The 22023-nt window shown below is 74.0% G+C and carries 18 protein-coding genes; 11 read left to right on the top strand and 7 right to left on the bottom strand.

What is annotated here, in order from left to right; all coding sequences use genetic code 11:
* The first annotated feature begins 51 nt into the window (after positions 1-51).
* Entirely contained in the window at positions 52-1053 is a 1002-nt protein-coding gene (locus AWQ70_RS05865; protein WP_067171506.1) for a LuxR C-terminal-related transcriptional regulator, read from the top strand.
* A gap of 304 nt (positions 1054-1357) precedes the next feature.
* Positions 1358-1891: a hypothetical protein gene (locus AWQ70_RS05870; RefSeq protein ID WP_084516562.1), complete on the top strand. Its 534-nt coding sequence runs from the start codon at positions 1358-1360 to the stop codon at positions 1889-1891.
* A 16-nt stretch (positions 1892-1907) separates the two neighbouring features.
* Here the strand turns inward: AWQ70_RS05870 and AWQ70_RS05875 are convergent, their stop codons facing one another.
* Positions 1908-2879 carry an alpha/beta fold hydrolase gene (locus AWQ70_RS05875; protein WP_245646763.1) on the bottom strand — a complete coding sequence of 324 codons (972 nt, stop codon included), beginning with the start codon at positions 2877-2879 and terminating at the stop codon, positions 1908-1910.
* Between the two features lie 231 nt (positions 2880-3110).
* Here AWQ70_RS05875 and AWQ70_RS05880 point away from each other — a divergent pair, with 231 nt between their 5' ends.
* From AWQ70_RS05880 to AWQ70_RS39770, 3 genes are all read left to right on the top strand, one after another.
* A complete protein-coding gene (locus AWQ70_RS05880; RefSeq protein ID WP_067171508.1) occupies positions 3111-3461 on the top strand; it encodes a hypothetical protein in 351 nt (116 codons plus the stop codon).
* 332 nt (positions 3462-3793) lie between these two features.
* Positions 3794-6508, top strand: coding sequence for a DEAD/DEAH box helicase (locus AWQ70_RS05885; protein WP_067171510.1), 2715 nt, complete (start codon positions 3794-3796; stop codon positions 6506-6508).
* Between the two features lie 204 nt (positions 6509-6712).
* Positions 6713-6880 carry a hypothetical protein gene (locus AWQ70_RS39770; RefSeq protein WP_169806557.1) on the top strand — a complete coding sequence of 56 codons (168 nt, stop codon included), beginning with the start codon at positions 6713-6715 and terminating at the stop codon, positions 6878-6880.
* A 104-nt stretch (positions 6881-6984) separates the two neighbouring features.
* On the opposite strand, the gene AWQ70_RS05890 is transcribed toward AWQ70_RS39770, so the two are convergent.
* A complete protein-coding gene (locus AWQ70_RS05890; RefSeq protein WP_067171785.1) occupies positions 6985-7890 on the bottom strand; it encodes a 5'-3' exonuclease in 906 nt (301 codons plus the stop codon).
* Positions 7891-8064: 174 nt separating this feature from the next.
* Positions 8065-8919 (bottom strand): PP2C family protein-serine/threonine phosphatase, encoded by an 855-nt coding sequence (locus AWQ70_RS05895; RefSeq protein WP_084516563.1) that lies wholly within the window; start codon positions 8917-8919, stop codon positions 8065-8067.
* Between the two features lie 203 nt (positions 8920-9122).
* Between AWQ70_RS05895 and AWQ70_RS05900 the strand changes: the two genes are divergently transcribed.
* The 3 genes from AWQ70_RS05900 to AWQ70_RS05910 all read left to right on the top strand — a co-directional run bounded on the left by AWQ70_RS05900 (position 9123) and on the right by AWQ70_RS05910 (position 12457).
* On the top strand, positions 9123-10238 hold the full coding sequence (locus tag AWQ70_RS05900) for a M24 family metallopeptidase (protein ID WP_067171513.1): 1116 nt from the start codon (positions 9123-9125) through the stop codon (positions 10236-10238).
* Between the two features lie 107 nt (positions 10239-10345).
* Positions 10346-11488 carry an acyl-CoA dehydrogenase family protein gene (locus AWQ70_RS05905; protein WP_067171515.1) on the top strand — a complete coding sequence of 381 codons (1143 nt, stop codon included), beginning with the start codon at positions 10346-10348 and terminating at the stop codon, positions 11486-11488.
* 159 nt (positions 11489-11647) lie between these two features.
* Positions 11648-12457: an N-acetyltransferase gene (locus AWQ70_RS05910; protein ID WP_067171517.1), complete on the top strand. Its 810-nt coding sequence runs from the start codon at positions 11648-11650 to the stop codon at positions 12455-12457.
* Positions 12458-12647: 190 nt separating this feature from the next.
* Here the strand turns inward: AWQ70_RS05910 and AWQ70_RS05915 are convergent, their stop codons facing one another.
* The gene (locus AWQ70_RS05915) at positions 12648-13244 is read right to left on the bottom strand and encodes a DUF4291 domain-containing protein (RefSeq protein WP_067171519.1); all 597 of its coding nucleotides are present in this window, start codon (positions 13242-13244) and stop codon (positions 12648-12650) included.
* Between the two features lie 202 nt (positions 13245-13446).
* Between AWQ70_RS05915 and AWQ70_RS05920 the strand changes: the two genes are divergently transcribed.
* From AWQ70_RS05920 to AWQ70_RS05930, 3 genes are read left to right on the top strand one after another with little or no spacing between them, the layout of a single operon-like run.
* The gene (locus AWQ70_RS05920) at positions 13447-16905 is read left to right on the top strand and encodes a serine/threonine-protein kinase (protein WP_067171521.1); all 3459 of its coding nucleotides are present in this window, start codon (positions 13447-13449) and stop codon (positions 16903-16905) included.
* A 1-nt stretch (position 16906) separates the two neighbouring features.
* A complete protein-coding gene (locus AWQ70_RS05925) occupies positions 16907-18217 on the top strand; it encodes a hypothetical protein (RefSeq protein ID WP_067171522.1) in 1311 nt (436 codons plus the stop codon).
* A 60-nt stretch (positions 18218-18277) separates the two neighbouring features.
* On the top strand, positions 18278-18751 hold the full coding sequence (locus tag AWQ70_RS05930; protein WP_084516564.1) for an Lrp/AsnC family transcriptional regulator: 474 nt from the start codon (positions 18278-18280) through the stop codon (positions 18749-18751).
* Between the two features lie 30 nt (positions 18752-18781).
* Here the strand turns inward: AWQ70_RS05930 and AWQ70_RS05935 are convergent, their stop codons facing one another.
* The 3 genes from AWQ70_RS05935 to AWQ70_RS05945 are packed head-to-tail and all read right to left on the bottom strand — an operon-like array spanning position 18782 to position 21995.
* On the bottom strand, positions 18782-19855 hold the full coding sequence (locus AWQ70_RS05935) for an N-acetylglucosamine kinase (RefSeq protein WP_218004432.1): 1074 nt from the start codon (positions 19853-19855) through the stop codon (positions 18782-18784).
* Positions 19852-21114 carry a 6-phospho-beta-glucosidase gene (locus tag AWQ70_RS05940; RefSeq protein ID WP_067171524.1) on the bottom strand — a complete coding sequence of 421 codons (1263 nt, stop codon included), beginning with the start codon at positions 21112-21114 and terminating at the stop codon, positions 19852-19854. Before AWQ70_RS05940 ends, AWQ70_RS05935 begins: the two co-directional genes overlap by 4 nt.
* Complete coding sequence (locus tag AWQ70_RS05945; RefSeq protein ID WP_067171526.1) at positions 21111-21995, bottom strand: carbohydrate ABC transporter permease; 885 nt, start codon at positions 21993-21995, stop codon at positions 21111-21113. The genes AWQ70_RS05940 and AWQ70_RS05945 overlap by 4 nt, the downstream gene beginning before the upstream one ends.
* Between the last annotated feature and the right edge of the window lie 28 nt (positions 21996-22023).

Here is a 22023-nt window from a genome sequence, read left to right on the forward strand (position 1 = left end):
CTTCGGTCAAATGGCGGAAATCGCCAAGAGTGCGGCACGTGAAGGTGGTAGGTGAAGGACGACCCCGTTCTCGGCCCGTTGGGCGTCGGGGAGTTCGACGAACGGGTGTACCGCCTCCTGCTGCGACGGCCCGACCTGCGCCTCCCCGATCTCGCCGACACGCTGGAGACCGGTGGAGCCCGGGTCCGGCACGCGCTGGCGCGACTGGCCGGCCTTGGCCTGGTCCGCCGTACGGCTCCCGGCAGGTACGAGCCGGCGGGACCGGAGGCGGCGCTCGGGTCGCTCGTGGAGCGGCGCCGGCTGGAGGCCCAGGCGGCGCTCGCCGAGGTGCGGGCGACGGTGACCGAGTTCGCGCGGGTGTACCAGGCGGGGCGGCTGCGGACCGACCCCGGCAGCCTGGTGGAGGTGCTGTCCGGGCGGGACGCGGTGAACCGGCGGGTGGACGAGCTGACGCGCTCGGTCGCCACCCACCTGTGGGTGCTCGACCGGCCGCCCTACCTGGAATGGGCGGACGGCTCCCCGGACACCAACGAGACCGAGTTCGCGGTCACCCGGGAGATGATGGCGCGCGGCGTGGAGGTCCGCAGCGTGTACTGCCCCGAGTCGATGGAGCGCCCCGGCCGGTTCGAGGTGCTGGTCCGGCTGGCCGGGGCGGGCGAGCGGTCCAGGATGTTGCCCAGCCTGCCGTTCAAGTTGCGGATCATGGACCGCCGCGTCGCGCTGGTCCCGCTGGTCGGCGGCGTCTACGACAACATCGTGCTGATCCGCGCCTCGGGCCTGCTCGACGCGCTCATCGAGCTGTTCGAGGCGTACTGGGAGCGGGCGACGCCGCTCGTCGACGCGCCCCCGTCCGCCCCGGAGGGGCCGAGCGCGGAGGACCTGCTGCTGCTGCGGATGCTCAAGGCCGGGTTGAAGGACGAGGCCATCGCGCGCCAGCTCGGGGTGAGCGCGCGCACGGCCACCCGCCGCATCGCCTCGATCATCGAACGGCTCGGCGCCACGACTCGCTTCCAGGCCGGTGTGGAGGCGGCGGCCCGCGGCTGGCTTCGCTGAGCGCCGCGGGGGAGCCGCCCCCGGCTTCGGCGGCCCGGTCGTCATCGCGGCCTTCCCGGCCGGGCCGAGGCCGCACCGCACCTCAACCGAACTCCCAGCGATCTCCAAGCGGAGATCACTAGCTTCTCGGCGCGAGAAGACGATCTCCTGTCACCGCCGCGGTCTCGCCCGCGTTCAGTGTGTGAGGGGGCGGCCGAGGTCACCGACGCGCGCGCGGACGCCGTGCAGGCGACGTGTCGAGAACCCCGCGAGCGATCCTCGGGCGCGCCGGCGGATGACCCACGACAATGATGGAGGAAGCACGATGAAGCACGCGGTTCTCCGGCGGCTGGGCCGTCCGGCGCTGGTGGTGGCCCTGGCCGCGGGGGTGCTGCCGGGCGGCGTCGCACCCGCCGCGGCCGCCGCGGCAGCCGGCTCCACCGCGTACGCGACCGGCACGTTGGGGCCGTTCGGATTCGGCGGGGTGAAGCTCGGGATGAGCACCAAGCAGGCCCGCGCCACCAGGAAGATCGTGTCCAAGCCCAGTTGGAGCCCGTGCACGGGCTGGGACCTGAAGGCGCACCCGACCGGCCGCGACAACGTGGGCCTGTACATCTCCAAGAGGCGCGGCGTGGCGATGATCTTCGCCCCCAAGGGCGTCACGACCCCTCAGGGGATCAGGATCGGCTCCACCGAGACGGAGCTGAAGGAGGCCTACCCCAGGCTGAGGCGATCGGCGAGCGGCGGTCCCGTCGTCGCCGTCCCGGGCAACCCGAAGGCCTCCTACTACTTCCTGCTGCGGCGCGGCCGGATCTCCGAGATGGTCCTCGCCCTCAACGATCAGGACTGCGCCAACTGAGGCCCTGATTCCGAGCTCATCCGCCGTCCGCCGGGTGTTCCGCCGAAGTGGTGGTGTGGGCCGCGGCGAAGGCCAGGAGGGGGGCGGCGGTCCGCGGCGGATCCTCCAGCATCGGCGAGTGTCCGACACCGGGCAGCAACTCGACTCTCGCGCCCGGAACGGCACGGTAGCCGTCGGCGGATGAGGCTCGCCATCTCCGGTCGTCCTCACCGAAGACCACCAGCAGCGGCGTGCCGAGGGCCGTCAGCCGATCGGGGAGCGCGCGCTGCGCCAGGTAGTCGTCGGCGGCCCGTGATGTCGCGGTGAGCGCGTGGTACGTCATCCCGCGCACATCGTCCACGAGCTGTTGCGGGGCCTGGTAGCCGCGGCGGCTGAACGCCGTGTCCAGACCCCGGCGAACGACCGTGTCGGTCCGGAACCGCCACAGCAGTTGCCCGACGACGGGGATGAACAGGAGCTGTCCGACGAACCCGTCGGAGATGAACGCGTCCGGACGGGGCCCGGAGTCGATGAGCGCGAGCGCGGTCACCAGGTCGCGCCGTCGCTCGGCGAGAGCGGTGGCGACCGAGCCGCCGGTGGAATGGCCGACCACGACGGCGTGCTTCACGCCGAGCCGGTCCAGCGCCTCGCCGACCCGGCGCCCCTGCTCCGGGATCGTGTAGCCCCCGCCGGCCGGTTTGGCCGACCGGCCGTGCCCGAGCAGGTCGACCCGGATGACGCGATAGGACTTCGCCAGCATCGGAACCAGCGGTTCCCACCAGCGGGTCGACCCGGCGAGCCCGTGGATCAGCACGAGTGCCGGGGCGTCGCGCGGGCCGTCCTGGCGCACGTGGACGTTCCCGCCGTCGAGGGGCAGGGTCGAACCCCCCGCGGCCTCGGCCTCCTGCCCCGACACCACCATCGCGTTCGCCAAGAGCAGCCCGACGACCGCGAGGAGGACGACCGGGGCGACGATGCGGCGCTTTCGGCGGCTTCCCGCGCGTCTCACGCCCGGCTCCCCGTCAGGAGATCGCGGATCGGCGTCGTCCGGCCGGCGGGGTCGCCGATCCCCATGGAAGTAATCATGGGCCCACTGTCGCCGTCCGTGCCGCCGGTGGATTGCACGAATGTTCCGGTCCGCCGGCCCGCGTGGCATGCGGGGCGCGGCTAGAGTCGTCGCTTCCCGGAAGATCAAGCGATCAGGAGGCAGTCGTGGCGTTCGGCAGGACCAGGAAAGCCGATGAGCCGCCGGTGGAGCCCGTCGCGTCGGATCCCGCCGAAGCGCCCGTTCCGGCACACCTGGCGGATCGAGCAGCCGGGACATCCGGAGATCACCGGACGCAACAAGTGGGCGAGCGGCGGCGTCAAGGACATCGCCGGGCGGGCGGCCGAACGGGTGCTCCACGAAGCCCTCGACGGCCTGCTTTCCAGCCCCGGCGATTCGGACCGGGGGAGGAGGCCCCGTTCGCTCGAATGGCGGTCGGGTGAGGAGGTCGTGATGACGTCGGAGGGCAGCGCCGAGGTCAGGATCCGCAAGGAATGGCTGGATCGGCGTCTCGCCTTCGCCTTCGCGCTCATCGGGGACGTCTGAGGAACCGCGATCCCGTCGACGCCGGGACGGCTCGTCACCGAGGCCGTCGGAGACGACCGGTGATCGCCCACCATGGAGGGCCACCTCTGTGGTCACCCCACGCGGAGCCTTCCCCTCTCGGGTCTTCGCGGAGGGCGAGGAAGATCCCTGCGTGGCCCCCGTGCGGAGAACAAATGGGGAGCAGCGGGCTCATACCGCCTCATACCGCCTATGCCGGCGAGGCGGATGATCTAGGCTCTGATCTCCACAGCCTCATGCAGCGCCACTCAGCCCCACTCAGCCTCATGCGGCCGAGGACAGCCGATCATGCCGGGATCGGTAGGGTTGGACGCATGAGCACGCCTGCGGAACGCTACGCCGCCTTCCGTGAGCAGCAGGCCGGTAGCGGGCCCGCCCTCACCTCGTTCCGGGGTCTGTACGACTTCGAGCTCGACGAGTTCCAGATCGACGCCTGCCAGGCCCTGGAGGCCGGCGACGGCGTCCTGGTCGCCGCCCCCACGGGGTCCGGCAAGACCGTGGTCGGGGAGTTCGCCGTCCATCTCGCCCTGGAGCAGGGCCGCAAGTGCTTCTACACGACGCCCATCAAGGCGTTGTCGAACCAGAAGTACAACGACCTCGTCCGCCGCTACGGCGCGGCCAAGGTCGGCCTGCTGACCGGGGACAACAGCGTCAACGGCGAGGCGCCGATCGTCGTCATGACCACCGAGGTCCTGCGGAACATGCTCTACGCGGGGTCCGCCACGCTCGCCGGTCTCGGTTACGTGGTCATGGACGAGGTGCACTACCTCGCCGACCGGTTCCGCGGCGCGGTGTGGGAAGAGGTGATCATCCACCTGCCCGAGTCGGTGCGGGTGGCCGCGCTCTCCGCCACCGTCAGCAACGCCGAGGAGTTCGGCGAGTGGCTCGGCGAGGTCCGCGGCGAGACAACCGTCATCGTGGACGAGCACCGCCCGGTCCCCCTGTGGCAGCACATGCTGGTCGGCAACCGCCTGTACGACCTGTTCGCCAACGAGGGCGACGGCGTGCTGCGGATCAACCCCAACCTGATGCGGATCTCCCGGGACGAGGTGCGGCTGGCGCAGGCCCGGGGACGGCGGGGCTACTCCCGGCCGCGGCGCGGTCCCGCCTCCGACCGGCCCGCCGTCATCGAGAAGCTCGACGCCGAGGGGCTGCTGCCCGCGATCACGTTCATCTTCTCCCGCGCCGGATGCGACACCGCCGTCATGCAGTGCCTGTACGCCGGGCTGCGGCTGACGACGGAGAAGGAACGGCACGAGATCCGGCAGATCGTCGACGAGCGCACCGCCCACCTGCCCGACGAGGACCTGGCCGTCCTCGGCTTCCTGGAGTGGCGCGAGTGCCTGGAGCGCGGGCTCGCCGCCCACCACGCGGGCATGTTGCCCGCGTTCAAGGAGGTCGTCGAGGAGCTGTTCACCAAGGGCCTCGTCAAGGCGGTGTTCGCCACCGAGACGCTGGCGCTGGGCATCAACATGCCCGCCCGGTCGGTCGTGATCGAGAAGCTGGACAAGTGGAACGGCGAGACCCACGCCGACCTCACGCCGGGGGAGTACACGCAGCTCACCGGCCGGGCCGGGCGGCGCGGCATCGACGTCGAGGGCCACGCGGTCGTGGTGTGGCAGCCCGGCATGGACCCGGTCGCGGTCGCCGGGCTCGCCAGCACCCGCACGTACCCGCTGCGCTCCAGCTTCCGCCCGTCGTACAACATGGCGGTCAACCTCGTCGGGCAGGTCGGCCGGGTCCGGGCCCGCGCCCTGCTCGAGGACTCGTTCGCCCAGTTCCAGGCCGACCGGGCGGTCGTCGGGCTCGCCCGCCAGCTGCGCAAGTCCGAGCAGGCCCTCGAGGGCTACGCCGAGGCCATGACGTGCCACCTCGGCGACTTCCAGGAGTACTCGGGGCTGCGCAGGCGGCTGTCGGACCGCGAGTCCGAGCTGGCCCGCCAGCGCGGCGCCGCCCGCCGGGCCCAGGCCGTACGGTCCCTGGAGGAGCTGAAGCCGGGCGACGTCATCCGCGTCCCCGGCGGGCGGCGCGCGGGCCTGGCGGTGGTCCTCGACCCCGGCGTCAAGGTCAGGGGCGAGGGGCCGGCCCCGCTCGTGCTCACGGCGGGCAAGCAGGTCAAGCGGCTGTCCCCGGCCGACTTCCCGGTGCCGGTCGAGCCGGTCGAGCGGATCAGGATCCCCAAGGGGTTCAACGCCCGCGTCCCCAAGGAGCGGGCCAACCTCGTCTCCACGATGCACGCCAAGATCGGTGACCGTGATCTCGGCAAGCCGCCCCGCGCCAGGGACCACGTGACCGAGGACGAGGAGATCCTGCGGCTGCGCCGGCAGCTCCGCCAGCACCCCTGCCACGGCTGCGACGAGCGCGAGGACCACGCCCGGTGGGCCGAGCGGTACCACAAGCTGCTGCGCGACACCGAGGGGCTGCGCCGCCGGGTCGAGGGGCGGTCCCACGTCATCGCGCGGACCTTCGACCGGGTCTGCGGCGTGCTCGATCAGCTCGGCTACCTGGACGGCGAGAACGTCACCCAGGAGGGCCGTCGGCTGGCCAAGCTCTACACCGAGCTGGACCTGCTCACCGCGGAGTGCCTGCGCGCCGGCCTGTGGGAGCGGCTCGACCCGGCCGAGCTGGCCGCCTGCGTGTCCTCCCTGATCTACGAGTCGCGGCAGTCGGACGACGCCCGCAGCCCGCGGATCCCCGCCGGGCCCGCCCAGGAGGCGCTGGGGGCCATGATCCGGCTGTGGGGCGAGCTGGAGTCCATCGAGGAGGACCACGGACTCTCGTTCACGAAGGAGCCCGATCTCGGGTTCGCCTGGGCGGCGTTCCGCTGGGCGAAGGGCCACAGCCTCGACGCCGTGCTCACGGACTGCGACCTGGCCGCGGGCGACCTGGTCCGGTGGATGAAGCAGCTCCTCGACCTGCTCGGCCAGCTCAGGGACGCCGCGCCGTCCGGGAGCAAGGTCAGGGAGAACGCCGACAAGGCCATCGACGCGCTGCGCCGCGGCGTCGTCGCGTACTCGTCGGTGAGCTGACCCGCGACCCGCGCCGGGCCGCGCGGCGAACGGGTCGCGGGGAAGTCCCCTGCCCGGCGTGGGCGGGTGGTCGCGGGACGAACTGACCGCCCGGTCGGGGGCCTGTAGCGGGCGGTTCGCGCACAGTAACCGTGCGGCAAGGTTCTCGGGTGATCTGGCCGGAAATCTCCCTATAACAAGCCCCCCGGGTCCCTGGAGGTAGGGATGTTCGCTCTCCTCGCCGCGCTGTTCTTCCTCGCAGCACTGGTCTTCGCCATCGGCGGCTGGGCCGTCGGCGCCGTCCTCACGGTGACCACCCTCGGCGTCGCCGGACTGTTCTTCCTCGCGCTGCACCTCGGCGGGTACGGCACGAGCTGGAGCCTGAAGAAGTAGCCTCCCGCGGCTACCGCACCGGGCCCCGGGGAGGCGCCTCCCCGGGGCCCGCCCATGCGACGGGAGCCGGGTTTTCCGGGCGGACGGGCCCCTGCCGCCGCGGATCAGGAGGCGGCGCGTGCGGAGAGCGCGGAGAGCAGGCGGTTGAGCGGGCCGTCCAGGCCGTACCTGTCGGCGAGGGCCACCAGGCGCGCGGGGTCGCGCGGCTCGGCCGGGCAGGCCAGGTCGGCGGCGGGCACCGGGGCGTCGTGCGCGACCTTCACCACCGTGGGCGCGACGTCGAGGTACGCGCGGGCGGCCGCCAGCTTGGCCCGGGTCCCGGCCGGGAAACCCTCCTGGACGCCCTCGTCCAGCGCCGCGAGCAGCTTGTCGAGCGACCCGAACCGGCTGACCAGCGCGGCGGCCGACTTCTCGCCGATGCCGGGGACGCCGGGAAGGCCGTCGCTCGGGTCGCCGCGCAGCGTGGCGAAGTCGGCGTATCCCTGACCGGGGATGCCGTACTTCCCCGCGACGAACGCCTCGTCGACCGTCTGCAGGTTGCGGATTCCCCTTACTGTGTAAAGGACCCGGCAGGGTTTGGCGTCGTCCACGAGCTGGAACAGGTCCCGGTCGCCGGTGACGATGTCCACCGCCCCCGCCGCGCGGTACGCCAGGGTGCCGATCACGTCGTCCGCCTCGTACCCGTCGGCGCCGAGCCGGGCGATGCCGGCCGCGTCGAGGAACTCCTCGATGACGGGGATCTGCGGGACGAGCGTGTCGGGCACCTGCTCCTGATCCCCGGTCGCCACGCGGTGCGCCTTGTACGTGGGGATCGCCGCGACCCGGAAGGCGGGCCGCCAGTCGGCGTCCATGCAGGCGGCGAGACCGGTGGGCGAGTGGTCGCGGACCAGGGTCGCGATCATGTCGATGAGGCCGCGTACGGCGTTGACCGGCATGCCGTCCGGCGCCGTGACCGAATCGGGCACGCCGTAGAAGGCGCGGAAGTAGAGCGACGGGGTGTCCAGAAGCATCAGCACCCGTCCATTGTCGCGCTCCGCAGTGGCGGTGGCGCGGCTCGTGTCCGGCCCGCTCCTCCCGGCCCGCTCCTCCCGGCCTACTTGTCCTGGCCTGCTTCCTCCCGGCCCGCTCCCTTTCGTGCGGCCGCCCGTGGGTTCCCGCCGGGAACCCGGGGCGGCGGGGCGGTGTCAGCCGTCGAGGACGCCGACCGCGAGGAGGCAGGTGTCGTCCTCGGGGTTGGGGCCGCCGAGCGCGTCGAGCAGCCGGTCGAGGCCCGGGTCGAGGTCGTCGTGCCCGGATATCGTCTCGGCCGCGTCGAGGGTCAGGGCGAGGCCCTCGTCGATGTCGCGCGAGCGCCGCTCCACCAGGCCGTCGGTGAACATCAGCAGCAGGTCGTCCGGCCTGAGCGGGATCTCGGCCACGCTGTACCTCGGGCCGGGCGCGGCGCCGAGCACCACCCCCTGCGGCGGCTGGAGCTGGCGGGCGACGCCGTCCCGGACCAGGATGGGCGACAGGTGGCCGGCCTGGGCCCAGCTGAAGACGCGGGTGGCCGGGTCGAACCGGCCCACGATCACGGTCGCGGTGGTCTCGTCGAGCCGGCTGAGCACCAGCTCGTTGAGCCAGGCGAGGAGCCGGTCGGGGGACTCGCCGGTCATGGTCAGTCCCACCAGGGCGTGCCGCAACTGGGCCATCTGCGCGATGGCGGGCAGCCCGTGGCCGGACACGTCCCCGATCGCGAGGAGCATGCGCCCGTCCGGGAGCTGGGCCGCCTCGTACCAGTCGCCGCCGAGGCTGGCCGCCTTCTCCGCGGGGACGTAGCGGACCGCGACCCGGGCGTGCGGCAGGTCGATCGAGCCTCCCGGCTCGGGCAGGATCGCGTCGCGCAGCGCCAGGGTGATGGTGCGATCCTCGGCGGCCTGCTCGCGCACCTCGAGAAGCTGCGTGCGCAGCCGGTCCACGATCTCCGCGGTCGTCGTGGGGACCACTGTGCGTTCGCCGGTGAACGAAGGGCATGAGCCGGCGCCGCCAGCTACGGCGATCATGGTTGAGCAGCTCCTCGAGCAGGAAGGGATGGGGAACGGAAAGTGATTGTTCCGACGCGCAGCGTAGCATCGCGAGCCGACCCCACGAACCGGGGGGTGGGGGCCGGACCCGGCCCCGGACCTGCGATCCCGGCGTTCCGGGGCCGCTCCGGACGGGCCACCTGGTGTAGGCCGATCGCGTGTCCCTCGTTAGATTGGATCGCGTGACAACGACGTCCTCTGATCTCTTTCCCGTGTCCCGCCTCGCCGCCGTGCGGGAGGCCGCCGCGGCCGCCGGCCTCGGCGCGCTGCTGCTGACTCCCGGTCCCGACCTGCGCTACGTCAGCGGGTACGACGCGCTGCCTCTGGAGCGGCTCACCTGCCTGGTGGTCCCGGCCTCCGGGGAGCCGTTCATGATGGTCCCGCGGCTCGAACTGCCGGCCGCCGAGCACTCGCCCGCCTCGCGGCTCGGCGTCGAGTTCGTCGCCTGGGACGAGACGGACGACCCGTACGCGCATGTGGCGCACCGGCTCGGCTCGGTGGCCAAGGTGGGGCTCGCCGACCGGATGTGGGCCATGCAGTCGCTGCGGTTCCGCGAGGCGATGCCGGGTGCCGAGCAGGTGCTGGCCGGGTCGGTGCTGGGCCCGCTGCGGGCGCGCAAGTCCCCGGCCGAGATCGCGGCGCTGCGGGCCGCCGGGGCCGCGATCGACGCCGTCCACGCCCAGGTGCCGCAGTTCCTCAAGGCGGGCCGCAGCGAGCGCGTGGTGGGCAGGGAGATCGCCGAGGCGATCCTCGCCGCCGGGCACGTCACGGTCGACTTCGTGATCGTCGGCTCCGGCCCGAACGGCGCCAGCCCGCACCACGAGCTGTCCGACCGGGTCATCCAGCCGGGCGACCCGGTGGTGGTGGACATCGGCGGCACGATGCCGAGCGGCTACTGCTCGGACTCCACCCGCGTCTACTGCGTGGGCGAGCCGTCGCCCGAGTTCGCGAAGTACTACGAGGTGCTCAAGGAGGCCCAGGAGGCGGCCTGCGCCCACGTACGGCCCGGGGTGACCTGCGAGTCCGTCGACGCCGCCGCCCGTGACGTGATCACCGAGGCGGGGTACGGCGAGCACTTCATCCACCGGACCGGGCACGGCATCGGCCTGGAGACCCACGAGGACCCGTACATCGTGTCCGGCAACACCACCCTGATGGAGCCGGGATTCGCGTTCTCTGTCGAGCCGGGGATCTACCTGTCCGGGCGCCACGGCGCGCGCATCGAGGACATCGTGGTCTGCGGCGAGACCGCGGGCGAGCGGCTGAACCACACCACCCGCGAGCTCGTCATCGTGTGACGCCCCTGTCCGCTGAAGGGGGCGAGGTGTCACAATCGGGGCGGCCGGTGATCCCGGTCACCCCGATTTGCGAAGTCCGTACCCCTTCAGGGCTGGAGTGCACTGCGATGACCGTCGACCGAATTCTGCCCACGCCGGAGTCCCGCGACCTGATCGAGCTGGTCCGCGAACTCGTCGCGAAGGAGGTCGCGCCGCGGGCGGCGGCCGACGAGGCGGCCGGACGGTTCCCCCGGGAGCTGTTCACGCTGCTGGGCTCCTCCGGACTGCTCGGCCTGCCCTACCCCGAGGAGCACGGCGGCGGCGCCCAGCCGTACGAGGTGTACCTCCAGGTGATCGAGGAACTGGCCGCCGGGTGGCTCGCGGTCGGGCTCGGCCTGTCCGTGCACACGCTGTCGTGCTTCCCCGTGGCCGCGTACGGGGACGAGGAGCAGCGGGCGGCGCTGCTGCCCGCGATGCTGGGCGGGGAGCTCCTCGGGGCGTACTGCCTGTCGGAGCCGCAGTCCGGGTCGGACGCCGCCGCCATGACGACGCGGGCGGTCGCCGACGAGGCGGGCTTCACGGTCGACGGGGTGAAGGCGTGGACGACCCACGGCGGCGTCGCCGACTTCTACACGCTCATCGCCCGCACCGGGCAGGGGATCTCGTGCTTCCACGTCCCCGCGACGGCCGAGGGCCTGTCGTTCGGCGCGCGGGAGAAGAAGATGGGCATGCGCTCCTCGCCGACCGCCCAGGTCCGGTTCGACGCCGTACGGCTCGGCCGTGACGCCCTGGTGGGCGCGGAGGGCGAGGGGTTCCGGATCGCCATGGCCGCGCTCGACGGCGGGCGGCTCGGCATCGCCGCCTGCGCGGTCGGGCTCGCCCAGGCCGCGTTCGACGCCGCCTCCGCGTACGCGCGGGAGCGGCGGCAGTTCGGCTCGCGGATCGTGGACTTCCAGGGCGTGGGCTTCATGCTCGCCGACATGGCCACCTCGATCGAGGCCGCGCGGGCCCTCTACCTGTCGGCCGCCCGGCTGCGCGACGCGGGCCGGCCGTACGGGACGCGGGCGGCGATGGCCAAGCTGTTCGCCACCGACGCCTGCATGAAGGTCACCACGGACGCCGTCCAGGTGCTCGGCGGGTACGGCTACGTGGAGGAGTTCCCGGTCGAGCGCTACATGCGTGAGGCGAAGGTCCTGCAGATCGTCGAGGGCACCAACCAGATCCAGCGCCTGGTGATCGGCCGCGCCGTCGGCAAGGGCACGGACCTGTAGCTTCCCGGTTCACCAAGGAGAGGTGGGACCTGTGGTGAGGTCCATGCGCCCCGTGCCCGCGACGGCGGGCCCGAGGACGCCTCGGGCGGGATCGTGCCCGCAGGCCGGCCCCGGTGCGCCGATGGTGGCGTTCCGCCTGCCTGCCATGCCGGTGCGGCGATGAGGGGCCCGGCGCATCCGCTGGCCGAGGTGCTGGACGCGGCCGGCGACGGCGTGTTCCCGGATCCGGACGGCACGGTGCGGATCCTGGGCCAGCCGAACGCGCGGGACTGCGGGGTGATCGCCTTCACCGCGCACACCCTCGTCTTCGCGGACGTGGATCCCGCGTGGGCGCGCGGCCTGCTGCCGGAGGACGATCTGTCCGCGCCGCTGAACCCGCCGTTCCTCGGCGCCCTGGAGGAGCGGACCGGGCGCAGGGTGAACAACGTCGACATGCTCATGGTCGCCGGGCCGCTTCCCGGCCCGCCTCCCGTGCCGCTCGTCGAGATCGTCGATCGGGCCCATCCCCGGGTACGCCGTGCCCTGCGGCACCGGGACGGGGTGCGGGTGTGGCGGGCGGACGGCGGGATCGTGATGCTGGGCCGGGGCGTGGCGGGCCGCTGGGAGATCGCGGTGGAGGTCGACCCCGGCCACCGGGGACGGGGGCTCGGGGCGGCGCTGGCCCGCGCCGGACGGCACCTGCTCGGTGCCGGCGAAGGGGAGGAACCGGCTGAGGCGCCGGGCGTCGGTCATGGTGCGGGCTCGGGTGTCGGTCGGGTCGAGGAGCCGGGCGCCGGGCGTGGTGAGGAGCCCGGGGGAGGCCGCTCCGCCGGCCGGCGTGAAGCGCGGGTGGTGTGGGCGCAGATCGCGCCCGGGAACGCGGCGAGCGTCCGGGCCTTCCTGGCCGCCGGGTTCACCCCGGTCGGAGCCGAGGCCCTGTTCCTCCCGCCCCCGCCGAGCGGGCAGGCGGCGTCGCCGTCCGGACGGTAGTCCCGGTGTGTCCCGCGCCCGATGCCCGGGGGCGCGGGTGGCCCGATGAGCCGCCGCGCAGGCGCTCACATGCCTGACGCGACGGGCACCGCGCCTCCTTCCCGGTCTGGATGCCTGCGGGTGACCGGATGAGCCGCCGCCCGTGCGCTCACCCGTCGCGCGTGGCGGCTCCTTCCGGGGCCGTACGCGGTCAGGCGGGGTCGTCCGGGGTGGCGCCGACGGCGCGCGCGAGGGGCGCGGGCAGGGGATAGGGGCGCTCGGCCGGGAGCAGGCCGGCCACGTCCCGCCCGTCCCTGAGGGCGGCGTGGATGTCGCGGACGCGGCCGGTGACGTCGGTGATCCCCACGATCCACTCGTCCACGTAGCGGTCGGCCGCCTCCCCGGACAGGCCGATCTGGATGGAGCGGTGCGGCAGGGGGGTGTGGTGCGGGTCCCGCTCGGGGTCCCACTGGATGCGTACGGGGCTGCGCCGGAGCCGCTCCGCCCACGCCTCACGGTCGGCGCCGTCGTGGTGGCTGAGGCAGGCGTGCCCGAGCGCCCACTCGAACCCCTCGCGGGAGACGTCGATCGCCAGCACGCGGGTCTGCCCCGGCTTCGCGGCCCAGCCGCAGCGGTACATCATCCAGAGGAACGACGGCTTGATCCACGTCATGCGCTCGCGCTTGAACGGTGGGACGAACCGCCCGGCGGCGACGGCGGGCCCGGCGATCGCCGGGTCGTACGCCTGGTAGACGGTGACGGACTCCTCCGTGTAGGCGGCGCGGATCTGCCGGTAGGGCGTGCTCATGACGTTCAGGGTCGCGAACCCGCCCGTTCCGCCGCAATCGCATTTCCCTCGGAACGCCACACGTGCCGCATAGAGGACGACGGTCGCGGGCGGTGGGAACGGCCCGGGTATGGGGGTAGGGACGCGGAGTGTCGAGAAGGCGCCGCTCCGCTCCGTGAAACGACCTCTTGGCCCGTCGTGGGCGGCGTAGCACCATCGGTGCATGGCGGCCCTGGCTCCCGGCGACCCGCGCCGGATCGGTGAGTACTGGCTCGCCGGGCGGCTCGGCGAGGGCGGCCAGGGAGTCGTCTACGAGGCGTACGACGCGGAGGGCCGCCGGGTGGCCGTCAAGGTGCTGCGCGCCGACGACGGAGCCGGCACGCGGGTCAGGTTCGCCAAGGAGGCCGCCGCCGCGCGCCGGGTCGCGCCGTTCTGCACCGCCAGGGTGATCGAGGCCGACCTCGACGCGCCCATGCCGTACATCGTCAGCGAGTACGTGGGCGGGCCGAGCCTGCGGCGGGCCGTCGAGTTGGACGGTCCGTACGAGGGCGACCGCCTCTACCGGCTGGCGACCGGCGTGGCGACCGCGCTCGCGGCCATCCACCAGGCGTCCGTCATCCACCGCGACCTCAAGCCGGACAACGTGCTCATCGGGCCGGACGGGCCGCGGGTGATCGACTTCGGGATCGCCCGCACCCGCGAGATGTCCCTCACGACCACAGGGCACGTGGCGGGGACCCCGGCGTTCATGGCCCCGGAGAGCGTCCTCGGGAGGCGCGCCGGGCCGGAGGTGGACGTCTGGGCGTGGGGCGCCGTCACCGTGTTCGCCGCGACCGGGCGGGAGCCGTTCGGCGGCGGCGACGGCGTCGCCGCGCTCTTCCACGGGATCCTGGCCGCCGAACCGGACCTCTCCCTGATCAAGGAGCCGCTGCGCGGCCTGGTCGCCGCGGCGATGGCCAAGGACCCCGGCGACCGCCCGACCGCCCGCGCGCTCCTGCTCGGCCTGGTGGGGGGCGGCGACGAGCTGGCGCCCCTGCTCGCGGCGGGCACCCGTACGGCGGAGCCGGTCCGGCCCCCGGCGGGCGCCTCCCCGCCGTCGCTCGCGACGCTGGCCGAGGACGCCTACGCCGGGCTGTCCCCGGTGGACCGGGCGCTGGTGCCGCGGGTCCTGCTCCGCATGATCACGCCGGGGGAGGGCGACGACGACCTGCCGAGGAAGGTCCACGCCGACGACCTGCTCGACGGCGTGGTCGGCCCGGCGACCGCGGAGCGGGTGCTCTCCGCGTTCGCCCGGATGGACCTGGTGGCCCGGGAGGGCGGCGCGGTGTCCCTCGCGAACGAGGCGCTGCCCCGGGCCTGGCCGCGGTTGCGCGAGTGGCTCGACGCGGACCGGGACGGCCTGCGCGTCCACCGCCGGCTCGGCGAGGCGGCGGCGCTGTGGGACGGCCACGGCCGCCGCCCCGGCGACCTCTACCAGGGCACGGCGCTGGAGGCGGCGGTCGCCTGGGCCGCCACCGGACGCCGCCACGCCACGCCCAACCTGCTGGAGAGCGCCTTCCTCGACGCCTCGCTCGCGCTGGGCCGGGTGCGCGCCCGCCGCAGACGGCAGCTCACCGGAGCGCTCGCCGCGCTGCTCGTCCTCGTGCTGGCCTCGGCCGTCGTCGCGGTGGCGCAGGGGGCGGCGGCCGCCCGGCAGCGCGACGTCGCCGCCGCCCGGCAGACGGCCGCGCGCGCCGACTCGCTGCGGTCGTCCGACCCGGCCAGGGCGATGCTGCTGAGCGTCGCCGCCTGGCGGCTCGCCCCGGTGTCCGAGGCGCGGGCCGCGCTGTACGGCTCGCTCGCCCAGCGCGAGCGCGGCGTGTCCGCGCCGCCGAAGGTGACGGCGGAGGCCCGGTTCTCCCTCAGCGGCGACGGCCTGGCCCTCGCCGTCGTGGACCAGGGCCGGGCGGTGCTGTGGGACGTGGCGGCGGGCAGGGAGCGCGGCGCGGTCTCCGGGGTGGGCCGTGCCGTACGGGAGGTGGCGCTGAGCCGGGACGGCAGGTGGCTCGCGGTCGCCGGGGAGCGGTCGGTGCGCGTCTGGGACCTGCCGTCGGGGCGGCCCGCCGGGCCGGAGATCGCCCAGGCGGCGCGGTGGCTGGAGTTCTCCCCGAGCGGCCGCCTGCTCGCCCTGGTGACCGACGGCGGCCGCTGGCAGGTCTGGGACGCGGCCGGCGGCGCCCGGCTGATCGACCGTCCGGCGCCCGGGGCCGAGGCCGTCGCGGTGTCGTACGACGACCGGCTGGCGGCGCCGATGCTGGACGGCGACCGCTTCGAGCTGTGGGACCTGACGACGGGGAGGCGGCTGCGCGCACCGGGCGGAGGGCGCGCGGTCTGGGTCGCCTTCGGCCCCGACCGTCGGACCCTGGCGGTCAGCGCGGGCCCCGACGTCGTCTTCTGGGACCTTTCGGCCGGGGCCCGGCGCGGAGCGCGGCTGGAGGGCGCGGGGGCGGTCTGGCTGGCGTTCGGCGCCGGCGGGCGTTTCGTCGTCACCTATGACAAGAGGAGCGTCGGGCTGTGGTCGTCCGCGGGTGTGTCGCTCCTGCGCTATCCCCTGGCCGACACGTCCGGCATGCCGTCCGCCCGGATCGGCCAGGACGGCCGCACCCTCAGCTACCTCCTCGGAGGAGGGGCGGTCGCCGTGCTGGACGTGGACGTCGGCGCCCCGCCGCAGCGGATCGCCCCGGAGATCCGCACGGTCGCCCTCAGCGGCGACGCACGGCTCGCCGCCGTGCAGACCGCGACCTCCCTGGAGCTGTGGGACGTGGCCGCGGGGCGTCCCGCGGGCGCCCCGCTGGACTCCCCGGCCGCCACCGCGCTCGCGTTCAGCCCGGACGGGCGGCTCCTCGCCGTGGGCGCGGAGGACCCTCCGGTCCTCACCCTGTGGGACGTGGCCCGGCGGACGCGGCTGGCCGCGCTTCCCCTGGCGGACGTGAGCTGGGTGGGCGGGCTGGCCTTCAGCCCCGACGGGCGGACGCTCGCGGTCAGCCCGTCGGACGGCAGCTTCGAGCGGGTGCAGCTCTGGGACGTGGCCTCGCGCCGGAGGGTGGCCGTCCTCGCACACGAGGGCGGCGACGTCATGGCGTTCCGGCCGGACGGAGGCGCCCTGGCCGTGGGAGGGCTCGGGAACGCGCTCGTCGAGCTGCCCGGCGGGCGGGTCTGGGACCGGCCCTTCGGGCCGAGTGACGACGGCGTGCGCTCGGTGGCGTTCAGCCCGGACGGCCGCACCGTCGCGACCGGGTTCAGCAAGCTCGGCGTGGACCTGTGGGACGCCTCGACCCGCCGCAGGACCGGCCACCTCGCGCCGCTTCAGGGGCGCCTCGACGACGTGGTCGCGCTGGCCTTCTCCCCGGACGGCCGGCTGCTGGCCACCGGAGGGGCGAGCGGCAGCGTGCGCCTGTGGGACGTGGCGGCGCGGCTGCCGCTCGGCCAGCCGTACACGGCGCACACGGGGCAGGTGGCGGCCCTCGCGTTCGGGCCGGGCGGGCGCGATCTCCACAGCCTGGGCTGGGACGGAACGCTCCAGCGCTATCCCGTCGATCCCGAACGGGCCGCCGCGGCGGTCTGCGCGCGTGTCGGGGCGACGTTGTCAGAGGACGAGTGGCGAGGCCTCATCCCCGAGGCGTCCTATCGAAAGGTGTGCTGACGTGCTGCGACTTCTCCATCTCCTCGGGCTCTTCGGGCTCGCGCGCCTGTCCGGCGGCCGCGCCGTCCCCCCGCGCGACGACAGCGGCGGCGACGGCGGCGGTGGCGGTGGCGACGGCGGTGGCGACGGCGAGCGGGCGCCCGCGTCCGTCGAGTACGCCGAGGTCACGCCGGACCCCGTGGTGCTCGACCGGGAGTCGCGGACTCCGGTCCAGATCGGCGTCGTGACCAGCGGATCGGACGGCGCCAGGCCGTACGGCGTGCTGGAGGGCCCGGACGGATCGCGCGCCGAGCTGGAGTTCGACCGGTCCGACGCCGGGCCGTACGAGGAGGGCTGGCGGGCGGAGCACGTCTTCCCGCCGCGCACCCCGCGCGGGATCTGGCGGGCGGTCATCGGGTACGGCGAGGACGTCCACGAGCTGGAGTTCTCGGTCGAGGACGTGGAGGAGCGGGACCCCTCCGCGATCGTGGACTTCCAGGTCGCCCCCGACCCGGTGGAGGAGGGCGCCCCGATCACGCTCACCGGCGTCCTGAAGGCCGAACGGCCCCGCTGGGGCGAGCGGGAGCGGTCCGAGGAGCGGGAGCGGTCCGAGGAGCGGGAGCGGTCCGAGGAGCGGGAGGCCGAGCGGGAGGAGCGGGAGCGGTCCGAAGGGCGCGGTTCCGGGGAGGAACCGCGTGCGGAGCACCGGAACCCGTGGGAGCGGCCCGAGAGGCGCCGGATCGGGCGGGACCGGCCCGAGGAGCACCGGGTCGTGTTGTCCTTCCGGCCCGAGGACTCCCTGTCCTGGAGCGAGATCGCGGAGGTCCGGGTCGGCGACCACGGCGAGTTCGCCTGCACGCTCGACGCGTGGGAGCCGGGGTGGTGGCGCGCGGAGTACCTCGGGACGGCCCGCTGGTCCGACGGCTTCCGCCCCCTCCGGGGCACGCGGAGCGCGGCCGTCCACTCGGCCGTGCGCAGCGGGCCCAAGATGCGCTCGCGGTTCTCCGGCTACGCCGCGCTGCCGTCGTCCACGTCCGCGGGGAAGCTCGTGAAGCACACGGGGAGGCTCACCCACGAGACCCCGCTCGACCCGCCGCCGGGCGTCGAGTGGGTGGCCGCGTCGTCGAGGGAGGTGACGTTCTGGTTCCGGCCCACGGGCGGCTCGTGGTCGTCGGCGCCCGTCGGCAGGGCGACGACCACCAACAACGGAGCCTTCACCAAGAAGCTCCCCGCCTCCAGGTCCGGCGAGTGGCAGGTGCGGTACAGCGGCCAGAGCGGCGACCTGAAGGCCGCCCCGAAGAGCCGCACCGTGCGGGTGAGGACGAGCGGGTGAGGACAAACTGACACCATTCGGCGGCACCCGGCACGCCGATACGGCGCTACCGTTTCAGGGGTGGAGGAGATCGATCGCCGCATCGTGTCGTTGCTGGCCCATGACGGCCGGATGAGCTTCACCGACCTGGCCAAGGAGACGGGGCTGTCGGTGTCGGCCGTGCACCAGCGGGTGCGGCGGCTGGAGAAACGCGGCGTGATCCGCGGCTACGCGGCGCTGGTCGACTACGACGAGATCGGCCTCCCGCTCACCGCGTTCATCTCGATCAAGCCGATCGACCCGGCGGCGCCGGACGACGCGCCGATCAGGCTGAGCCACCTCACGGAGATCGAGGCGTGCCACAGCGTGGCGGGGGACGAGAGCTACATCCTGAAGGTGCGGGTGGCCTCGCCCATCGCCCTCGAGGAGCTGCTGCAGCAGATCCGCGCCTCGGCCAACGTGAGCACCCGGACCACGATCGTGCTGAGCACGCCGTACGACTACCGGACGCCGGACATCGAGCCGGGCCGGGCCGGGGAGGACGCCGAGCGCTGACGCGGCGGCGCGGCCCCGGCCCCGGCGCGGCTACACCTGCGCCGGGAGGAAGTGCCCGCGCACCCGCTCGTACGCCTCGGGGGCGGCGCCGATCCGGTCGAGGCCGAGCAGCGCGGCCCCGACGATCGGCGGCACGTCGGCGACGATCAGCTCGGCGTACGGCGCGCGCCCGGCGTAGCCCCGCTCGACGAGCGACATCAGCAGCTCGTCCCCCGAGGTCAGCACGCCTCCGCCGAGGACGACCTCGCAGGGCTCCTCCAGCAGGCCGAGGCGGCGCATCGCCACCTCGCCGAGGACGGTCACCTCCTCGGCGAGGCGCTCGACGAGGCCGCGGGCGATCGTGTCGCCGCGCGCCGCCGCCAGCAGCGGGGGCACCAGCCCGTGCAGCCCCTCGACGGACAGCTCCCCGAAGTGCAGCCCGATGACCGCCTCCTCGACCGTGGCCGTGCCGAACCCGGCGCGCACCACGTCCACGAGGGCGGTGCGGGGGCCCCTGCCGTCCTCGGCGCGGGCGGCGTGCCAGAGCACCTCCTCGCCGAGGCCGTACCCGCCGCCCCAGTCGCCGCTGAGCCGGCCGAGCGCGGGGAACCTGGCCACCTCGCCGGACGGCGCGACGCCGACGGCGTTGATCCCGGCTCCGCAGACCACCGCCACGCCCCACGGCCCCGTGGCCCCCGCGCGCAGCAGGGCGAACGTGTCGTTGCCGACGACGACGTCGGGGGCGTGGCCGCGCGTGAGCAACTCGTCGCGGAGGCGCTCCTCCTCGATCGGCAGGTCGGCCCCCGCGACGTACGCGGCGACATGGTCAGCGATGTGGTCGGCGACCCACCCGGCGGCCGGGCAGGCGGCGCCGTCGGCGCCGAAACCGCCGCCCGGATCGGCCGGGCGCGCCCCGGGACGGGCGCCTGGAGAGGCGCCGGGGAGGATCCGCGCGACGACCTCGCCGATCACGTCGATCGCGGCCGCCACCCCGGCGCTCTGCGGCAGGAACGCCGCGCCCCTGCCGGCGGCGAGCACCGACCCGTCCTCGGAGACGAGGGCCACGTCGGTCTTGCTGTTCCCCCCGTCGACCGCCAGCACGGTGCGCGGACGGCGCTCGGTCACCGGGACACCGCCCAGGCAAGGAGCGGACGGTTCGCCTCGACCAGCAGCCGGGCGAGCTCGTCGGCCACGGGCACCTGCCCGACCAGCGGATGCGCGAGCAGGGCGTCCCGCACCCGTCGCTCGCCGCCGCGCAGCGCCGCGTCCAGCGCCAGCGACTCGTACGCGGAGACGTGCCCGACGAGGCCCCGGTACAGCGGTTCGAGCGCGTCGACGGGCAGCGGCTCGGCCCCGGTGGCGGTGATCCGCGCGGGCACCTCGACGACCGCGTCGGCGTCCAGGAACGGCAGCGTGCCGCCGTTGCGGGTGTTGACCACCTGGACGTCGCCCCGGTCGTTCACCAGGGACGCGATGAGCGCGACGGCGGCCTCGGAGTAGAAGGCGCCGCCCCGCTTCTCCAGCAGCTCCGGCTTGGTGTCCACCGAGGGGTCGGCGTACAGGTCGAGCAGCGCCGCCTCCATGGCCGCCACCTCGGCCGCCCGGGACGGCTTGCTCCGCTGCTCCTCCACCACCGCGTCGTGGGCGTAGAAGTAGCGCAGATAGTAGGAGGGGATGACGCCGAGATCGCGGATCAGCTCCACCGGCAGTTCGAGACTGTCGGCGATCTCGTCGCCGCGCTCGGCCAGGATCCTGGGCAGGACGTCCTCCCCGTCGAGGTGGACGGAGCGTATCCAGGTCAGGTGGTTGAGGCCGGCGTGGCCGAGCGAGATCCGGTCGGGGGTCACGCCGAGGCCGGCGGCGAAGCGGCGCTGGAACCCGATCGCCACGTTGCACAGCCCGATCGCCCGGTGGCCCGCGTCGAGCAGCGCCCGGGTGACGATGCCGACGGGGTTGGTGAAGTCGACGATCCAGGCGTCGGGCGCGAGGCGGCGCACCTTCTCGGCGATGTCGAGCACCACCGGGACCGTGCGCAGCGCCTTGGCCAGGCCGCCCGCCCCGGTCGTCTCCTGGCCGACGCAGCCGCACCGGAGCGGCAGCGTCTCGTCCACGTTCCGCGCGGCCTGCCCCCCGACCCGGAGCTGGAGCAGCACGGCCCCGGCCCCGGCCACGCCGTCCTCGACGGCCGTGGCCGTGCTGACGACGGCGGGGTGGCCGGCCCTGGCCAGCATCCGCCTGGCCATCCCGGACACGAGCGTCAGGCGGTGCTCGTCCGGGTCGATCAGGGCGATCTCGGACAGCGGGAGCTCGTCGCGCAGGCGCGCGAACCCGTCGATCAGCTCCGGCGTGTATGTGGAGCCGCCCCCGACAACGGCCAGCTTCATTTCACTCCTGTCAGTTTGACGCCCTCGATGAAGACCTTCTGGGCGAAGAAGAAGACGACGATCACGGGTGCCATGGCCAGCACGGTCGCGGCCATGGTGAGGTTCCACTGGACTCGGTGGACCGACCGGAACGCGGCCAGGCCCAGCGAGAGCGTCCAGTTGTCCAGGTCGGTCCCCGCGTACAGCAGCGGGCCGTAGTAGTCGTTCCAGCAGTAGAAGAACTGGAACAGGGCGACGGCCGCGATGGCCGGTCGCGCCATGGGCAGGATCACCCGGACGAGCGTGCGGAACTCGCCGCAGCCGTCGACCCGGGCCGCGTCGGAGTACTCGCGCGGGATGGTCACGAGGAACTGGCGCAGCAGGAAGATCGAGAAGGCGTCGCCGAGCAGCATCGGGACGATCAACGGCCACAGGGTCCCGGTCAGGTGGAACCGCGCCCAGATGAGGTACACGGGCACGGCGACGACCTGCGGCGGCAGCATCATCATGGTGATGACCAGCAGGAACGCCAGCTTGCGTCCCCGGAACCTGAACCGGGCCAGCGCGTACGCCACGGGGATGGACGACAGCAGCATGAACGCGGTGGCGAGCACCGAGTACATGAGCGTGTTGCCGATCCAGGTGAGCAGCGGCGCCTTCTCGAAGATGTCCGCGAAGTTGGACCAGTTCCAGGTGGTGGGCCACAGCTGGGACGTCAGCGCCTGCCGGTCGCTCATCAGGGCGGTGAGCCCGATGAACACGAGCGGGCCGAGGAACATGATCGTCAGGGCGATGGCCACGGCGTGCTTGGCGATCCAATACAGCGTGGCGCGGCCCCGGCGCCCGCGCTCGGGAGCGGGCGGGCGGGACGTCACCCGTCCCTGTACGGCGGTGGCGGTCACGGCGCCACGCTCCCCGGTACGGAGCTCA

The sequence above is a fragment of the Microtetraspora niveoalba genome (genome assembly GCF_001570405.1).
GTDB classification, from domain to species: domain Bacteria; phylum Actinomycetota; class Actinomycetes; order Streptosporangiales; family Streptosporangiaceae; genus Microtetraspora; species Microtetraspora niveoalba.